The sequence below is a fragment of the Flavobacterium gelidicaeli genome (assembly GCF_013294005.1).
Lineage (GTDB): Bacteria > Bacteroidota > Bacteroidia > Flavobacteriales > Flavobacteriaceae > Flavobacterium.
This window is the reverse complement of the sequence record NZ_JABSNK010000001.1, coordinates 528619-546021: the sequence shown is the minus strand read 5'-3', so window position 1 is coordinate 546021 and position 17403 is coordinate 528619. Positions and strand designations below refer to the sequence as shown.

Sequence of the window (17403 nt, the reverse complement as noted above, 5' to 3'; positions counted from 1 at the left end):
TTGTGTGATTTTTTTAACGAATACACTACAGTAAAATGGATTTGAAAAAATATAAAAACAGTTTGTTTTATTTCGGTGTAACCGGAGGGTTTAGCGCATTGATTTACTGGATCGTTAAAAGAGGAAAAGAGTTAGAAAAGCTTGATGGCTCCATCGTTGCTTCGGCGACACATAATTCATGGAATGATTTTATCGATTCTATGAAAGAGAATTTTCAGGATCCTCTAGCAATTCTTTTGGCACAAATTGTTACTATTATTTTAGTAGCGCGATTATTTGGTTGGATATTCAAAAAAATAGGGCAACCTACTGTAATTGGTGAAATTATTGCCGGAATCGTTCTAGGACCATCCTTAGTCGGGATGTATTTTCCGGAGTTTTCAGCAGCATTATTCCCGGTAGAATCTTTAGGGAATCTAAAATTCCTAAGCCAAATAGGGCTTATCCTTTTTATGTTTGTAATAGGAATGGAGCTTGATATAAAAGTTTTAAAAAATAAAGCCAGTGAAGCCATTGTAATAAGTCATGCAAGTATTGTGTTTCCTTTTGCATTAGGAATAGGCTTGTCTTATTTTGTATATAATAAATTTGCTCCTGAAGGTGTAGAATTTTTGTCTTTTAGCCTTTTTATGGGAATTGCCATGAGTATTACTGCGTTTCCAGTTTTGGCACGTATTGTACAAGAAAGAGGTATTCATAAAACAAGGTTAGGAGCTATTGTTATTACTTGCGCTGCCGCAGATGACATCACCGCATGGTGCTTGCTTGCAGTAGTAATTGCCATTGTAAAAGCAGGAGATTTCATAGGTTCACTTTACGTGATTTCACTTGCTGTAGTCTATGTTCTTGCCATGATATTTATAGTAAAACCTTTCTTGAAAAGGATAGGGGATTTATATGGTTCTAAAGACAGTATTGGAAAACCAGTGATGGCAATTTTCTTTCTATTCTTAATTTTGTCCTCTTACGCAACTGAAGTTATTGGAATTCATGCACTCTTTGGTGCATTTATGATGGGAGCTATCATGCCAGATGTTTCTAAATTCCGTTTGATTTTTATCGAAAAAGTCGAAGATGTAGCCGTGATTTTGCTATTGCCATTGTTCTTTGTTTTTACAGGTTTAAAAACCGAAGTAGGGCTAATCAACGATAGTTATTTATGGAAAGTAACGGGAGCCATTATCCTTGTTGCTGTGGTAGGAAAGTTTTTAGGAAGTGCTTTAGCAGCAAAATTTGTTGGACAAAACTGGAAAGACAGCTTGACTATTGGTGCCTTGATGAATACAAGGGGATTGATGGAGTTAATTGTGTTAAATATTGGTTTAGAATTAAAAGTTCTAACGCCCGAAGTGTTTACAATGATGGTAATTATGGCTCTAGTCACTACTTTTATGACGGGACCTGCTTTAGATTTAATTGATTTTCTTTTTAAAAATAAAAATGTTTCGGAAGAGGAGGAGCAAGTAGATCAAAATAAATATAGAATTCTAGTTTCATTTGGGAATTATGAAAAAGGTAAATCACTTTTGCGTTTAGCAAATGGCTTAACAAAAAAGCAAAAGGCAAATACAAGTATCACCGCTTTGCATTTAACGGTAAGTGATGAGCTGCACTCTTTTAATAGAGAAGAAAAAGAGAAGGATACTTTTGAGCCTATTTTTGAAGAATCAGAGCAGTTAAATCTTGAAATTGATACAATTTTTAAAGTAACTAATGATATCGAAACCGAAATCACTGATGTGGCCAATCAAGGAGACTATGATTTATTATTAGTTGGACTTGGAAAATCAATTTTTGAAGGAACCCTACTTGGTAAAGTAATAGGTTTTACGACTAGAATTATCAATCCGGATAGATTAATTGATAAGTTTACAGGTAAAGAAGGTTTGTTTGAAAATTCCCCTTTTGATGAAAGAACAAGGCAAATTGTTGCAAAAACCAAAATGCCTTTGGGTATTTTAATCGATAAAGAATTTCAGCATATTGACCATGTTTTTATTCCCATTTTTAAATCAGAAGATGCTTTTTTAATTGATTATGCTCAAAAATTAATCAACAATAATAACTCTAAGATTGTAATTTTAGACATTAACAATCATGTCCAAAATAATTTTGTTTTGCAAAGTGCTGTAGACTCATTAGAGCAAAAGCATGCTGAAAATATTGAGGTAGTTGCTGGTAAAAAAGTACCATTATCCTTTTTAGATAAACAAGATTTAATGTTAATAAGTCTCGAAAGTTGGAAATCGCTACTAGATTCAGATAGTGATTGGTTGATAGGAGTACCTTCGGTCTTAATTATTAAACCTTAAAAGAGTTTTATTTCTACTTATTTAAAATAGTATGACTATCAGTTACTAGGTCTCTAATTATAAAAGGCATGCGTATTTCAAAGATTTTGAAGGAATAACCATAACGGATTGATCTACTGAAATCTTCAAAATCTGTGAGCAAATTTATTTCAGTACTCAAATCGGGCGGTCATTTAAACTAATGTTTACAGTCCTAATTTTAAAACAAAACTCAGTTTAATAGCAATGTTGTCTTCAAACTTGGGTAATTGATTGGGGCCATAACGGTAAAATGCAGTTAGTCCTAAGCCATTAAAAATTTGGTTCAATTCAATACCCGACTCAAAATAGCCTTCATTTAGGGTTTTGTAATCAATGCCTGTGTGTTGTTCAGGCTTTTGTAAATCTCCCCAACCCATTCGAGAAACTAAAACTAAAGAAGGTTTTACTTTTTTAATGATTTTTACTCGGTTAAAACTATGTTTGAATTGAAAATAAACAAATTCACTTGAGAAAAATTCGTTGAAATACATGGTTTCAAAACTGTTTTTTGATGAGAAGGTAATGCGTTGAATAATACTTTCTTTGGTGATATTATTAGGGGAGGTATTGTATAAATGTGTTAGTGGCACATCGCCTAAAGCGTAACCTCCTTCGAATAAAAAGGAAGACTTTTGTCCGTTTAAGTATTTCTTTTCATACTCTGTTTTAAATTCTATTTTGCCAAAATCAAAATCATTGTCAGCTATTTTAGGAAGTGATTTTGTCAGTTGAAAAGTGAATTTAGGGTATCTTTTTTCAGACTCTATTCGGCCATCAGGAGTTTGCATGTATTCACTAAACGGACTCCATTGCAGTGAAAGCATTGCAGTTGTCATCACATATTGTGTGTACGAAAGGCCATTAAGATTGAACGCATAATTAAATTTTGGTTCAATATCAGATCTTGAAATCTCTAAAATGCTTTCGGTCTTTGGAATTAATTTGGTTTCTAAAAATGTTTTCCAACCCACATAATTATAAAAAGTACTAATGTTTATTGGTCGGGGATCATAAATTTTGAAAGGCCTTTTCTCAATAGCATAGGAAGTACTTGCAATTTCCTTCACATCATCTGTATAAGCAACGCCTAACCAGGAACTGGATCTTCGGTCTAATTGTGTGGCTGCACCTAGATTGTATTTAAAATTAGTATCCTTAGTCCCGTAAGCAACATAGCCACTTATTCTAAAGTCTTTTGAAAAACGCTCATTGGTAACTCCTCCTAGACCTAAACGAAACCCTTCGTAGTTGTTGTAACTAAAAATTTTACGTAAATCCAGATCAAAGAAATCTAGGGGCAAATACCCGTTGATGACTTTACGTCCAAAGCGCAAGCGGCTCGCAATATTCTTTTCTATAGAAATACTGTCTAATGCTAAATAAGTTCTTTGGCTCCTAATATCTAGGCTGTCTTTTCTATATTCATTCCAAAAACTTTCTGGTTTATGTGCAGCGTCTTCGTTTAACTCTACCGTAATGAAATTCTTTTTTGTTTGAGTAGGACAGTTGTAGCTTACATCAAAATTATTACTCTCAGAAAATAAATAGGTATAATCAGAAGCGGTTCTTTTTCGGGTTTTAAAATTCTCTTCGACATCTCCATCAAACTGAATGGTTCCTCCTAGAATTTTAATATCATCATCGTTTTTTCCTTTTATAATCTTAAAGCTCTTATTTATTGGGAACCAAATATTTTCACTTGGAATATATTCAAATTCATGTGTTCCGCTAATGTCTAAAACGCCTTTAATGTGCATAACAGCTTTAGCAATAGCAAAACTATTCTCGTCAATGTATAAAACACCTTCTAATCCTGTTGCTCTACTTTTTTTCTTGTTTTTAAAGTAAATCATGTACGAATTCCGTCCTGAAATAGCGACAGTGTCTAATATTTTGAAATTGTAATTCCTTAACGCATCAGCAGCAATAGGACTATCATATTTAGTTTCAAATAATTCATAACTTGAATCATAAATAGAAAAAGATTGCAAGTTAAACGTTAGAACTTCATAAACAGGGTGCTTGAATCCAGCCATTTTTGTACCTAAAATGGTTTCTTTTAAGGTATGGTTAGCAAACTGATATTGCGATACTTTTTCGGTTTGAAATAAATGGTGTTTACTCACCATCTGCTTAATCTTGTAATTAGATGAATCTATTTTTACAAGTTTTTGTACGTTGCCTTTATCAACAAAAATAGAATCAATTTTGCTAGAAATAGAATCGACTGGGGCACTAACGATTAATTTATTATAAGATTTAAACTCAAAAGTGTTTAATTTTTTTTGTGGATCGTTTTTGTCTTTGTTTGCAATGACAGCCTTTATAATTGCTAACGCAGGATTGATGTTTGACACTAGAACTTCGTTCAAACGGTCTTTTTTTAGATGTAAAAAAATAGCGTATTGCTCTACATTTCTATTTATTTTAATGGAGGTTTTTGAATACCCAAGATAGGATACCTTTAAACTAGTAAGTTGTACTTTAGAATTAATGTCAAATCTTCCATCAACATCAGTAACGGAGTTGAAACCTTCAGCTGAAGTAATTGTAGCGTAAGACAGAGGTTTGCTAGTAACAGCCTCTTTTACAGTACCGCTTATATGAAATTGCGCTTGTAGCGAAAGCGTTAAAAAAAAGAACGATACACACAATTGCTTCATATGGATTTTTTATTTCAAGACTGATAGCCTTTTGATAGCGCAAAAATAACAATAAAAAATCCGTTCTGTTAATAGAAACAGAACGGATTTAAATAGGATTGGTATAAAAAATTATACTTTCATGATTTCAGCTTCTTTTAATACAAGAAGTTCTTCTGTTTTTTTGATAAAACTATTGGTTAAATTTTGCACTTCTTCTTCGGCGCTTTTACAAACGTCTTCAGAAGTACCATCTTTCTCTAATTTTTTAATTTCAGTATTTGCGTCTTTACGGGCGTTTCTAATTCCTATTTTAGCATCTTCTGATTCTACTTTGGCTTGTTTTGCTAAGTCGCGTCTTCTATCTTCTGTCAAAGGCGGTACGCTAATAATGATTAAATCACCATTATTCATTGGGTTGAACCCAATGTTTGCGATCATAATTGCTTTTTCAATAGTTTGTAACATGTTTTTTTCAAACGGTTGCAAAGTAATTGTTCTAGCATCAGGTACGCTGATTTTTGCTACCTGTGATAATGGAGTTGAAGATCCGTAGTAATCTACAAAAACACTTCCTAACATTGCAGGAGATGCTTTTCCAGCGCGGATGTTTAAAAATTCTTTTTCTAAGTGTGCAATAGAACCAGTCATAGATTCTTTTGTACTATCTAGTATAAATTCAATTTCTTCAGTCATTGTTGTTTTTTTTAGTTTTCTCCTTCTTAATAATGGAGATTAAATATTTACTACAGTTCCTATATTGTCTCCTGCACATATTTTCTCCAAGTTTCCTTTTTTATTCATGTCAAAAATTACAATTGGAAGTTTATTTTCCTGACTTAATGTAAAAGCAGTAGTATCCATTACATTTAGTCCTTTTTTAAGTACATCTTCAAATGAGATAGTATCAAATTTTAAAGCTTCAGCATTTTTCTCAGGATCAGAGTCATAAACACCATCTACTCTTGTTCCTTTAAGGATTACATCAGCATTTATTTCTACACCACGTAAAACCGCAGCGGTATCTGTTGTGAAATATGGGTTTCCTGTTCCTGCACCAAAAATTACAATTCTTCCTTTTTCAAGGTGACGAACTGCTCTTCTTTTTATATAAGGCTCAGCAATAGCTTCAATTTTTAAAGCCGTTTGTAACCTAGTTAACATCCCTTTATCCTCAAGAGCACCTTGTAAAGCCATACCATTAATAATAGTGGCAAGCATTCCCATGTAATCTCCTTGAACTCTATCCATGCCGTTACTAGCACCAGCAACACCTCTAAAAATATTTCCTCCACCTATAACAATAGCGATTTCTACACCTTTGTCGTGAATTTGTTTGATTTCTTCGGCATATTCAGCTAATCTTACAGGATCAATTCCGTATTGTCTCTCTCCCATTAATGCTTCGCCACTTAATTTTAGAAGAATTCTTTTATATTTCATGTCTTTGTTGAGTTGTTTGGTGCAAATATAGTGATATTCTTTTTTTTTGAAATAGAGAGACTTAAATTTTATAAATTTAGTTTCTCATAGGAGCTTTTTGCTGCTTCATAACCAATGTTGAATATTATATCCATCTTTGATTTATTCATTTCAAAGGTGCTATGTAAACTCAACTCTTCGGGTTCTATAACCCAATCGCAAATATTGAATTTTTGAATATTCGAATTGGCCGAAAGAATATCAAATGCTCTTGTTGTTACTGAACGGATTGATTTTAAATCCTTGGCTTCTATTTTTTGAATTGGACTTACATAAATACCTATTATGGTATCGCATTGTCCTTGTAGTATATCAGTAGGAAAATGATTTAAAATACCTCCATCGCTATAAGGTTCTCCTTTAATTAAGTAGGGGGATATTATTCCAGGAAAAGCAGACGAGGCTAAAATAGCATCAATTATTTTTGTTTCTGGTTCAAAAATTTTCAGTCTTCCTTTTACCATATCTGTGGCTGTAATCTGGATTGGGATTTTCATGTCTGCAATCGTGGCGTCTTTAAAAATGGTATGAAAATCTATTTTAAAAGATTCTGAATCAATGAAACCTGCTTTTTTAAAAGTTAAGTGGCGCCAATGGAATAAGTAAATTGATTTGAAAAAATCTAAAATTTCTTCAGGAGTCTTGCCCCATGCGTATAATGCTCCTACAATTGAACCTGCACTTGTTCCGGCGATTCGAGTGGGTTGAATATTTTTTTCTTCTAAAAATTTAATAGCTCCTGCATGGGCTAATCCTTTTGATCCACCTCCAGAAAGGACCAAGCCAATCGAATTGGTATGTAAATTCATTTTTCTTTTTTTGTAGGATATAAAATTACAATTTTTACTTATTTAAATATGATATTTATCTTCTTTGTACTAATTAAATTTTGGTAACTTTACTTCAAAAAGCATCAATTATGAAAATTTCAATAGCGAAAGCATTATTTAATAGCCACTCTTATTTAGAATATAGAAAAATAGTTTCTGATTTATTATTGGATCAAAAATCTACTGGAGCTGTTCAATCTGAAGAATTAACTCATTATAGTGTCTTAAATGATACTCGCATGAAGCGTTTAGATAAAACTATTGCGGTTCCTGAAGAAATTACCACAAGATTAATAGGATTAAAAGGAGAATATATATGGTTGGTTATCTCTGAAGGTTGGTGTGGTGACGCGGCGCAATTACTACCAGTATTTAATAAAATGGTGCTAGCTTCAGGGGATAAAATCGAAATGCGTGTGGTTTTACGTGACGAGAATGACGAATTAATGAAATTGTTTTTAACCAATAAATCAAAATCGATTCCGAAATTAATTGTCATACACAAAGAAACTAGCGGTGCATTAGCGCATTGGGGACCAAGACCTAAAGGAGCATCAGACTTGATTATTGATTATAAAAAGCAACATGGTGTAGTTGATGAAGAGGCTAAAACAGCGCTGCAATTATGGTATTTACACGATAAAGGTATGACTACGCAATTAGAGTTAATTGACATGATGATTGATATTGATAAGGACATCGATTAAGTTTATTTGTTATAATTTTCTTAAAATCAATTAATTACGTGCTTATTCATTAGTTTTTTTAGTAAAAAAGTTGTACTTTAGTAAAAGCAAACCAAATCTACTATTTGATTTACTTTTTTTTATTACTGTTCAATAACATTGTTTAACAATTAAAAAACATCATTATGAGAAAGCTATTTGAAAAATTTTACGATTATTTATCTAATTTGCTATTTGGAGGACATAGATCAATTCATTATTAATGAGCAAGCTTCATGACCAATTGCAAATGATAAATTTGGAGTTTAAGTACTCTAATTTAAAAAGAAACACATGAGAAATACTATAATGTATTTGTCATGTGTTTTGTTTTTAAGCTAGTTTATTTCTAGCTTTTCTTCAAACAAAATAACATCTTGGGCATCAATAACATTATAATCGCCAATTTTTGTTCTCCTCAAAGCGGTAAGGTGTGAACCTGATTGCATGGCTTTACCAAAATCATACGCTAACGATCTAATGTATGTTCCTTTACTACAGACCACTCTAAAGTCAATTTCAGGCAATGCAATTCGTGTAATTTCAAATTCGTGAATGGTTGTTTTTCTAAAAGCAATCGCTACAGTTTCTCCAGCACGGGCATGCTCGTATAAGCGCACACCATCTTTTTTTATAGCGGAATAAATGGGTGGTTTTTGGTCTATTTCTCCAAGAAATTGTTTTACCGTTTCATGAATTAAAGCGTCGTCTATATGCGCTGTTGAAAAAGTTTCATCCACCTCAGTTTCTAAGTCGTACGAAGGAGTCGTTGCTCCAATAAAAAAAGTGCCTGTATATTCTTTGGCTTGCCCTTGAAGCTCTGATATTCTTTTAGTGAATTTTCCGGTGCAAACTAATAATAAACCTGTCGCTAAAGGGTCTAGCGTTCCCGCGTGACCTATTTTGAACTTTTTAGGAAGACCTAGTTTATTGATTAGCGCATATTTTAATTTATTAACCGCTTGAAAGGAACTCCATTTCAAGGGTTTGTCAATTAATAATATTTGTCCGTTTAAGTAGTCTTCGGGAGTTAGTTTTTCCATTATTTTGAGGTGTAAAAGTAAATCAATAATCCTACTCCTATTATAATTCGGTACCAACCCCAAAATTTGAATCCGTATTTTGTAAGTACGTTGATGAATGTTTTAACAGCAATTAGTGCAACAACAAAAGCGATAACATTACCAAGAATAAACAGTTGAATATGGTTGTCATCTTGTAAGATCATTTCGTAACCTTTCATTTCAGTACTGGTGCCTTTTCCCCAAGTCTTAACAAAAACCGAGTATACAGTTACAGCTAACATTGTAGGAACGGCTAAAAAGAATGAAAACTCAGCCGATGCTCTTCTACTCAATCCTTGCGTCATACCGCCTATGATTGAAGCTGCAGAGCGAGAAGTTCCAGGCATCATAGCAAGACATTGCCAAAAACCAATAATTACTGCTTTTTTCACCGTAATGTCCTTTTCATCGAGAATTACAGGGTTTTTAAACCAGTTATCTACAAATAAAAGCACAATTCCACCTAAAACGAGAACCGAAGAAATTGCAATTTGATTTCCTAAAACGGCCTCAATTTTATCATCAAAAAGATACCCTAAAACTAAAGCTGGGATTACAGCGCAAACTAATTTTATATAAATATTCAAATTAGTGAAATCAAAGAATTTTTTCCAATACAATACTACTATGGATAAAATGGCTCCAAACTGTATGGAAACTTGAAACATTTTCAAAAACTCACTTTCTTCCATTCCTAAAAGAGAAGCTGTAAAACCCATATGGGCAGTAGAAGAAATGGGCAAATATTCAGTCAGTCCTTCAATTATCGCTATAATAATAGCTTGTAATGTATTCATTTATGTTTTATTTTAGATTGTAGGTTTTAGTTTCAGATGGCTGAATGCTACAAACTATTTCTTTGGATTTTTTAATATAGCGTAAATAGTGATTCCAAAACCAATTAAAACGGTTGTAGGTGCTAAGCGAATCCTTCTAAAGTTGAAAATGTCGTCGTTAAAAACATTTGGATCATCGCTTCCTCCACCAGACATTAATATAAAGCCTAGAATAATCACCCCAATTCCTATAAGTAGAATTTTATAATTAATATTTTCAAAAAGAAATTGCTGTGTTTTTTCTTTATTTTCCATTTATGCTGTGTTTTTAAAATCTAATGTCAAAAATTGGTATGCTGTACTCTAATAATTAATAAAGGTCGTCTGTTCTTAAATTCAAGAAACGTTGGGTAGCAAAGTGTGTACTCAACCAAGTAATCAAAATTCCTGCCCCAAAAACGCCTGCTAATATAATGGCTATAAATGCCTTATTGTCTAATATTCCTAAATCAGGGAATTTAGTTTCTACATAAAATAATACCCCTATAAGAGCGATAATCGCTAATACAGCACCTAGCATTCCTAGTCTTATGCTGCGCATTACAAATGGTTTTCTAATAAAAGATTTTGTAGCACCTACCATTTGCATGGTTTTTATAATAAATCTATTAGAGTGAATGGATAGCCTTAAAGAACTATTGATTAATAAAACAGCAATAAAAGTCAAGAAACCGCTTATTACTAAAATCCACATACTTACTTTTTTGATGTTATCATTAACAAGGTTTACTAGTTGTTTGTCATAAACAATGTCTGAAATCATAGGGTTTTCGCGCAAGCGCATTTCAATTTTAGAAATACTATCTTTCTCTACATAATCAGCTTTTAAGTGAATGTCAAAAGAATTTTGAAGTGGATTTTCTCCTAAAAAGGTCATGAAATCTTCGCCAATAATATCAGTATGTTGTTTAGCAGCTTGCTCTTTAGTTACGTAAACAGTCTTTCTTGCATACGGAGCAGTTTTTAATTCGGTGCCAAAAGATTTCAGGATACTATCGTTAGCCTCATTTTTAAAAAATACCGTCATGGCAATTTTTTCTTTAAAATCGTCAGCTAGTTTTTTAGAATTGATAATAAAAAGTCCTAGTATTCCCAATAGAAATAAAACTAAGAATACACTTAGTACTACTGAAAAATAAGAAGAAATTAGTCGGCGTTTTTGAAATTTATCAAATGAAGAACTCATAGTTTACTTTAATTATGGGGTAAAAATAATAAAGAATTTCTTTATTTAAAGTTAATAACGCCCAAAGTTTTAACTTTCGTACAATAAACGTAAATTTGGCGCTTGAATACGTTAAGAAAAAAACTTTAGAAACTTTGCAACTTTGCAACTTTGAAACTTTATAATGAAATACAATCCGAACGAAATAGAAGCCAAATGGCAAAAATATTGGGCAGAAAATCAAACATTTGCTGCGTCAAATAATTCAGATAAACCCAAACATTATGTGTTAGATATGTTTCCTTATCCATCAGGAGCAGGACTTCACGTAGGACATCCGCTAGGGTACATCGCTTCAGATGTGTATTCGAGATATAAAAGACATCAGGGTTTTAATGTTTTACACCCAATGGGTTATGATAGTTTTGGTTTGCCAGCGGAGCAATATGCTATTCAAACAGGGCAACGTCCTGAAGATACTACGCGTGTAAACATCGATGGAGGATTTGATAAAGAAGGAAATAAAATTGCTGGTTATCGCAAGCAATTAGATAAAATTGGGTTTTCATTTGATTGGAGTAGAGAAGTACGAACGTCAAACCCGGATTATTACAAACATACACAATGGATTTTTACCCAATTGTTTAACTCGTGGTATAATAAAAACAGTGATAAAGCCGAGGATATTTCTACTCTAAAGGAAGTATTCGAAAAAGAAGGAAATGCAAATGTCAATGCCGTGTGTGATGACGAAATTGCAATTTTTTCTGCTGACCAATGGAATGCTTACGCAAAAGAACAACAGGAGAGAATTTTGTTACAATATAGATTGACGTATTTAGCAGAGACTGAAGTGAACTGGTGCCCAGGTTTAGGAACTGTGTTAGCAAATGACGAAATTGTAAATGGAGTTTCAGAACGTGGCGGTTTTACGGTTGTACGTAAAAAAATGACACAATGGAGCATGCGAATATCTGCTTATGCAGAACGTTTATTACAAGGATTAAACGATATTGACTGGAGCGAAAGCATCAAAGAAAGTCAAAGAAATTGGATTGGAAAATCAATTGGTGCGATGGTTACGTTCCCCATCCTATCCTTCCCCGAAGGGGAAGAGAACTTGGAGTCGACGCAGACTCCTGGTTATATGACTGGCGGTAATAATGCTCATTTACTACTTGAAAAAGCTAAAGAAATGAGAAACAACCCAACCGAAGCAGAAAAAATCTTGTGGTTGCATTTGAAGTCTAAAGCGCTAGATTATAAATTTAGACAACAACATCTAATAGACGACTATATTGTAGATTTTGTTTGTCTATCTAGAAAGTTAGTTGTTGAAGTTGATGGTGAAATTCACAACGATCAAAAAGAGGCAGACGATGAGAGAACAAAGGATCTTGGTGAAAAAGGATTTAAAGTTATTCGTTTTAATAATAAGGAAGTCTTAAATAATATTGACAGTGTTCTAGCTATAATTACGCATGAACTGCGCAATGCGATAGTTTCCCCTTCGGAGGCTAGGGGGATATCAGTTTTTACTACGCGCCCTGACACAATTTTTGGAGTGACATTTATGACGCTTGCTCCAGAGCATGAGTTAGTTGCTCAAATTACTACGCCTGAGCAAAAAGAAGCTGTTGAAACTTATATTACTAAAACATCTAAACGTTCTGAGAGAGAGCGTATGGCTGATGTAAAAACCATCTCGGGAGTTTTTACAGGTGCGTATGCAGAGCATCCGTTTACTAAGGAAGCCATTCCAGTTTGGATTGGGGATTATGTTCTTGCAGGATATGGAACAGGTGCTGTAATGGCGGTTCCTTGTGGTGACGAACGTGATTATGCTTTTGCTAATTTCTTCAAAGGTCAAGACGGGATGTTGCCTATCAAAAACATTTTCGATAAAGATATTTCTGAAGCTGCTTTTGGAGCAAAAGAAGGTTTTAAATTAGTAGATTCTGATTTCTTAACGGGATTAGGGTATAAAGAAGGGACTAAAAAAGCAATTGAAGCTTTAGAAAAACTAAATCAAGGCTACGGAAAAATCAATTACCGTTTGCGTGATGCTGTATTTTCTCGTCAAAGATATTGGGGAGAACCATTCCCAGTGTATTATGTAAATGGCTTGCCACATATGATCGATGCGCAGCATTTACCAATTGTGTTGCCAGAAGTAGAAAAGTATTTACCAACAGAAGATGGTTTGCCACCTTTAGGGAATGCAACAGTTTGGGCTTGGGATACTACAGAAAATAAAGTGGTCAATACTGATCTTGTGGATAATGCGACTATTTTTCCTCTAGAATTGAATACTATGCCAGGTTGGGCGGGTAGTTCATTTTACTGGATGCGATACATGGATGCGCATAACGAAAACGAATTTGCAAGCAAAGAAGCGCTGGCTTATTGGGAAAGTGTGGATTTATATATTGGTGGAAACGAACACGCAACAGGTCACTTGTTGTACGCTCGTTTCTGGAATAAATTCTTAAAGGATAAAGGCTTTGCGCCAACAGAAGAGCCATTCAAGAAATTGATTAATCAAGGAATGATCTTAGGTACTAGTGCTTTTGTTTTAAGAGCAGAAGTAAGTTCTTACTTATTTTTAGGGACTCCAGATGAAGAATTTATGACATTAAAACTTCCTGCAACCATTATTGAATATGATTTCTTAAAAAAATATAATAAACTAAAGGATAAGCTAAATTCTTTAAATATAAAAAAGGTGGTTGATGGTGAGATAGATACTTTAATAGGTAACTATTGGGTTTATCAAATAATGGACATTTTAGAAAGTAATTTAGTTGATTTAGGAGATCATGATAAAATTATACAAACTTTCAATGAGTCGGATATTGCTGATTTAAAGGAGATTATAATTATTTTATCAAGTTTATTGTCAGCATTAAATGAGCAGCACTCTAATAAAGCTTTTCAAATAAGTTTTAATTCTTGTGATCCTTTCTCAGTAGCTTTCAGTTTCAGTCCAATTAGAATTGATTTGAAATTTATTAACGAAAGCACGAATGAATTGTTTATCGATAAATTTATTAAAGACTCAAAATATTCCTCAGAATTTGCAAACGCAAAATTTATTTCCTTCGCTGGAAATACAAAATTTATTGCTGGTCGTGAAGTTGAAAAAATGTCTAAATCGTATTACAATGTAGTGACACCAGATGCTATTTGTGATGAATATGGAGCAGATACGTTGCGTTTGTACGAAATGTTTTTAGGGCCATTAGAGCAAGCTAAACCTTGGAATACAGCAGGTATTTCGGGTGTGTTTGGTTTCTTGAAAAAACTGTGTCGTTTGTATTTTGATGAGCACAACATGATTGTGACTGACGAAACGCCTACAAAAGACAATTTGAAAACATTGCATAAAACCATTAAAAAAGTAGCTGACGATATTGAGAATTTCTCTTTCAATACTTCGGTTTCTCAGTTTATGATTTGTGTGAATGAACTATCGACTCAAAACTGTCATTCTCGCGCTATTTTAGAGCCATTGGCTATTGTGATTTCGCCTTATGCGCCGCACATCGCTGAGGAATTGTGGTCATTATTAGGAAACGAGGGTTCGATAGCTTTAGTTCCTTTTCCAGCATTCGAACCAAAACATTTAGTCGAATCTGAAAAAGAGTATCCTGTTTCTTTCAACGGAAAAATGCGTTTTACAATTACTTTGCCTCTAGATTTAACTAAGGAGCAAATTGAAGAAATCGTAATGAAAGACGAGCGAACAATCAAACAATTAGAAGGACGTACACCTAATAAAGTGATCATCGTTCCTGGAAAAATAATCAACCTAGTTGGCTAGTAGTAGCTAATTATCAAGTTGGTACCTAGTGATAAAAAATCCAAATGCTACTTTGTTAGCGTTTGGATTTTTTATTTTACGTATATTTAGAAAATGTCATAGTGGCATTTTAACATTTTGGTTCAAATTTTGCTATTATGATAGTATTACAATAAAACACTTAAAAATAAAGATATGGGATCAGGGTATTTAATTCTAGCAGGTGCTATCATGCTTTTTAGCTGGTTAGTAAGTTCTAGGCTCAAAAGTAAATTTGAGCAGTATTCTAAACTGCATTTGCAAAACGGAATGTCTGGTGCTGAAATTGCTGAGAAAATGTTAGCCGATAATGGTATTACGGATGTACGTGTTATCTCGACACCAGGACAATTGACAGATCATTATAACCCAGTGAATAAAACGGTGAATTTAAGTGAGTCGGTTTACAATCAACGTAACGCAGCTGCAGCAGCAGTAGCGGCTCATGAATGTGGTCATGCTGTGCAACATGCTGTAGGATATCAATGGTTGACCATGCGCTCTAAGTTGGTGCCTTTTGTAAATGTGTCTTCTAAGTATATGCAATGGGTTTTAATAGGAGGGATTTTATTGATCAATAGTTTTCCTTATTTGCTACTAGGTGGAATTGTACTTTTTGCAGCAACAACCCTATTTTCGATTGTAACATTACCGGTTGAATATGATGCAAGTAACCGCGCTTTGGCTTGGCTAGAAAACAAACGTATGCTTACGCAACAAGAACAAGCAGGGGCAAAAGATGCTTTAAAATGGGCTGCTAGAACTTATGTAGTTGCGGCGATAGGATCGATAGGAACTTTGTTGTACTATGTTTCTATTTATATGGGAGCGGGAAGTAGAAGAGATTAAGTTGTGAATTTGTTATGGGTAATTATAAAAAACGACACGTGTGAATAAACTTTTAATATTTTTAACGACAATTTGGACGATTTCAGTTTTTGGACAAATTAAGGAAAAGAAAGCTTATTTAGACTTTATCCCAAAAGGATATGTAAAGTACAAGTATGAAGGTGGGGTTTCATCTGGTGCCTTTGATGTGATAAAAGGAGATTTAAATGGTGATGGATTAGAAGATATTGTACTCATCATTAAGGGAACAGACAAAAGCAAAATTATACAAGACGAATATCGTGGCGAATTAAATCGAAACCGTAGAGGTATTATTGTATTGTTAAAAAAAGGAAAAATATACGAATTAGCTTCAAAAAATTATGATTGTTTTTCTTCTGAAAACGAAGATGGTGGTGTGTATTTTGCACCAGAATTAGATTTTGAAATAAAAAACAGAAAACTATATATAAGTTATAGACACGGAAGATACGGTAGTTGGAGCTACACATTTAGGTGTCAAAATGGAGATATGGAACTTATTGGTTATGATTCCTATTCAAGTAGAGGTTCAGTCCCGCAATATGAAGTAAGTATAAATTTTTTGACAAAAAAGAAACTCACACGTGATAATCTAAATAAAGATGTGGACGGAGATAACTATACGACAGATAATTTTAAAGAAACTTGGGAGCGAATAAATATTAAACAATTGACAAGGCTGTCTAATATAAAAGATTTTGATAAACTTGATTTGTAAATAATTATCAAAAAATAACGGCCCATAACATCGGTTTGGCAATATGGCGGGTTTAGCACTAAATTCAACAGTTGTTCTTCGATGTATGCCACATCGCTAAGCCGAAAACGTTTTAAATATAGTGTCATAACCAGTGCAATAAGTTTCAGTCTGATTTTGTCACATTGAGTGCAGTCGAGATGCAGTAATAATTCACGACTTTGAACTTTTAATGGAGTAGTTTTATAAATGGGATAAATAAAAAATCACAAATTTCAATTTTTATAAATTGGCATTTGCGATTTTTTTAGCGTTATCTAAAGCTGAATTTGTCTATTAATTTGCTGGTCTAAGGAGATAAAAGTTTCTGTTCTTGAAACGCCTTCGATGGCTTGTATTTTAGTATTCAACATGTGCATTAAATGCTCGTTGTCTCTACAAATTATTTTTATTAATATAGACCAGTTTCCTGTAGTGTAGTGACATTCTAAAACTTCGGGAATTTTTTTTAGTTCCTTTACTGCTTCTGGGTTTCGTAATGCTTTGTCAAGATATACACCTACAAATGCCATCGTGTTGTAACCAAGTATTTTATGATTCACCGTAAATTTAGATCCTGAGATTACGCCAGATTGTTCTAATTTGCGCAAGCGTTGGTGAATTGCAGCTCCTGAAATTCCAATTTTATTTGCAATTTGCAAAATGGGTTTTCGAGCATCTTGCATTAGATCGCGTAAAATTTCTTTGTCGATACCGTCTATTTCTACTACAAGGGAATTGATTTTCATTAGTTAGCTTTTGAAACTAAAAATTGTTTTTTAGTTAAAATTATAAATCAAAATTAAGTAAAAAATCACAAAATAACACCGTAAATCAATATATTATAGCTGAGTCTGGTTTTTTACTTCGAGCTAGATT

The 17403-nt window shown here is 33.4% G+C and carries 14 protein-coding genes; 5 read left to right on the top strand and 9 right to left on the bottom strand.

From position 1 onward, the window contains the following. Nucleotides 1–41: 41 nt before the first annotated feature. Nucleotides 42–2312: a cation:proton antiporter domain-containing protein gene (locus HNP99_RS02425; protein ID WP_173851035.1), complete on the top strand. Its 2271-nt coding sequence runs from the start codon at nt 42–44 to the stop codon at nt 2310–2312. Nucleotides 2313–2497: 185 nt separating this feature from the next. Here HNP99_RS02425 and HNP99_RS02420 read toward each other — a convergent pair whose 3' ends face one another. The 4 genes from HNP99_RS02420 to HNP99_RS02405 form a co-directional block, all read right to left on the bottom strand. Next, nucleotides 2498–4996, bottom strand: a complete 2499-nt coding sequence (locus tag HNP99_RS02420) for a DUF5686 family protein (protein ID WP_173850894.1) — start codon at nt 4994–4996, stop codon at nt 2498–2500. A 111-nt stretch (nt 4997–5107) separates the two neighbouring features. Continuing rightward, a complete protein-coding gene (gene frr / locus HNP99_RS02415; RefSeq protein ID WP_173850892.1) occupies nt 5108–5671 on the bottom strand; it encodes a ribosome recycling factor in 564 nt (187 codons plus the stop codon). A gap of 39 nt (nt 5672–5710) precedes the next feature. Further along, on the bottom strand, nt 5711–6418 hold the full coding sequence (gene pyrH / locus HNP99_RS02410; protein ID WP_173850890.1) for a UMP kinase: 708 nt from the start codon (nt 6416–6418) through the stop codon (nt 5711–5713). A gap of 68 nt (nt 6419–6486) precedes the next feature. After that, nucleotides 6487–7266, bottom strand: coding sequence for a patatin-like phospholipase family protein (locus tag HNP99_RS02405; protein ID WP_173850888.1), 780 nt, complete (start codon nt 7264–7266; stop codon nt 6487–6489). Nucleotides 7267–7376: 110 nt separating this feature from the next. Here HNP99_RS02405 and HNP99_RS02400 point away from each other — a divergent pair, with 110 nt between their 5' ends. Then, nucleotides 7377–7994, top strand: a complete 618-nt coding sequence (locus tag HNP99_RS02400) for a thioredoxin family protein (protein WP_173850886.1) — start codon at nt 7377–7379, stop codon at nt 7992–7994. Between the two features lie 356 nt (nt 7995–8350). Here the strand turns inward: HNP99_RS02400 and truB are convergent, their stop codons facing one another. From truB to HNP99_RS02380, 4 genes are read right to left on the bottom strand one after another with little or no spacing between them, the layout of a single operon-like run. Next, nucleotides 8351–9055 (bottom strand): tRNA pseudouridine(55) synthase TruB, encoded by a 705-nt coding sequence (gene truB, locus HNP99_RS02395; RefSeq protein WP_173850884.1) that lies wholly within the window; start codon nt 9053–9055, stop codon nt 8351–8353. Further along, nucleotides 9055–9873 (bottom strand): undecaprenyl-diphosphate phosphatase, encoded by an 819-nt coding sequence (locus HNP99_RS02390; protein ID WP_173850882.1) that lies wholly within the window; start codon nt 9871–9873, stop codon nt 9055–9057. The genes truB and HNP99_RS02390 overlap by 1 nt, the downstream gene beginning before the upstream one ends. Nucleotides 9874–9927: 54 nt before the next feature. Next, a complete protein-coding gene (locus tag HNP99_RS02385; protein WP_173850880.1) occupies nt 9928–10167 on the bottom strand; it encodes a DUF3098 domain-containing protein in 240 nt (79 codons plus the stop codon). A gap of 55 nt (nt 10168–10222) precedes the next feature. Continuing rightward, nucleotides 10223–11098 carry a cell division protein FtsX gene (locus HNP99_RS02380; protein ID WP_173850878.1) on the bottom strand — a complete coding sequence of 292 codons (876 nt, stop codon included), beginning with the start codon at nt 11096–11098 and terminating at the stop codon, nt 10223–10225. Between the two features lie 163 nt (nt 11099–11261). Here HNP99_RS02380 and HNP99_RS02375 point away from each other — a divergent pair, with 163 nt between their 5' ends. The 3 genes from HNP99_RS02375 (at nt 11262) to HNP99_RS02365 (ending at nt 16506) form a co-directional block, all read left to right on the top strand. Continuing rightward, nucleotides 11262–14900, top strand: a complete 3639-nt coding sequence (locus tag HNP99_RS02375; RefSeq protein ID WP_173850876.1) for a leucine--tRNA ligase — start codon at nt 11262–11264, stop codon at nt 14898–14900. 174 nt (nt 14901–15074) lie between these two features. Then, nucleotides 15075–15767 carry a zinc metallopeptidase gene (locus HNP99_RS02370; RefSeq protein WP_173850874.1) on the top strand — a complete coding sequence of 231 codons (693 nt, stop codon included), beginning with the start codon at nt 15075–15077 and terminating at the stop codon, nt 15765–15767. A gap of 40 nt (nt 15768–15807) precedes the next feature. Further along, a complete protein-coding gene (locus tag HNP99_RS02365; protein ID WP_173850871.1) occupies nt 15808–16506 on the top strand; it encodes a hypothetical protein in 699 nt (232 codons plus the stop codon). A gap of 296 nt (nt 16507–16802) precedes the next feature. Here the strand turns inward: HNP99_RS02365 and HNP99_RS02360 are convergent, their stop codons facing one another. Then, nucleotides 16803–17273, bottom strand: a complete 471-nt coding sequence (locus HNP99_RS02360) for an Lrp/AsnC ligand binding domain-containing protein (RefSeq protein ID WP_026708857.1) — start codon at nt 17271–17273, stop codon at nt 16803–16805. Nucleotides 17274–17403 lie beyond the last annotated feature (130 nt).

Coding starts and splice junctions, on each gene's coding strand:
- HNP99_RS02420 (WP_173850894.1), bottom strand. CDS start 4,996: ATGAAGCAATTGTGTGTATCGTTCTTTTTTTTAACGCTTTCGCTACAA.
- frr (WP_173850892.1), bottom strand. CDS start 5,671: ATGACTGAAGAAATTGAATTTATACTAGATAGTACAAAAGAATCTATG.
- pyrH (WP_173850890.1), bottom strand. CDS start 6,418: ATGAAATATAAAAGAATTCTTCTAAAATTAAGTGGCGAAGCATTAATG.
- HNP99_RS02405 (WP_173850888.1), bottom strand. CDS start 7,266: ATGAATTTACATACCAATTCGATTGGCTTGGTCCTTTCTGGAGGTGGA.
- HNP99_RS02400 (WP_173850886.1), top strand. CDS start 7,377: ATGAAAATTTCAATAGCGAAAGCATTATTTAATAGCCACTCTTATTTA.
- truB (WP_173850884.1), bottom strand. CDS start 9,055: ATGGAAAAACTAACTCCCGAAGACTACTTAAACGGACAAATATTATTA.
- HNP99_RS02390 (WP_173850882.1), bottom strand. CDS start 9,873: ATGAATACATTACAAGCTATTATTATAGCGATAATTGAAGGACTGACT.
- HNP99_RS02385 (WP_173850880.1), bottom strand. CDS start 10,167: ATGGAAAATAAAGAAAAAACACAGCAATTTCTTTTTGAAAATATTAAT.
- HNP99_RS02380 (WP_173850878.1), bottom strand. CDS start 11,098: ATGAGTTCTTCATTTGATAAATTTCAAAAACGCCGACTAATTTCTTCT.
- HNP99_RS02375 (WP_173850876.1), top strand. CDS start 11,262: ATGAAATACAATCCGAACGAAATAGAAGCCAAATGGCAAAAATATTGG.
- HNP99_RS02370 (WP_173850874.1), top strand. CDS start 15,075: ATGGGATCAGGGTATTTAATTCTAGCAGGTGCTATCATGCTTTTTAGC.
- HNP99_RS02360 (WP_026708857.1), bottom strand. CDS start 17,273: ATGAAAATCAATTCCCTTGTAGTAGAAATAGACGGTATCGACAAAGAA.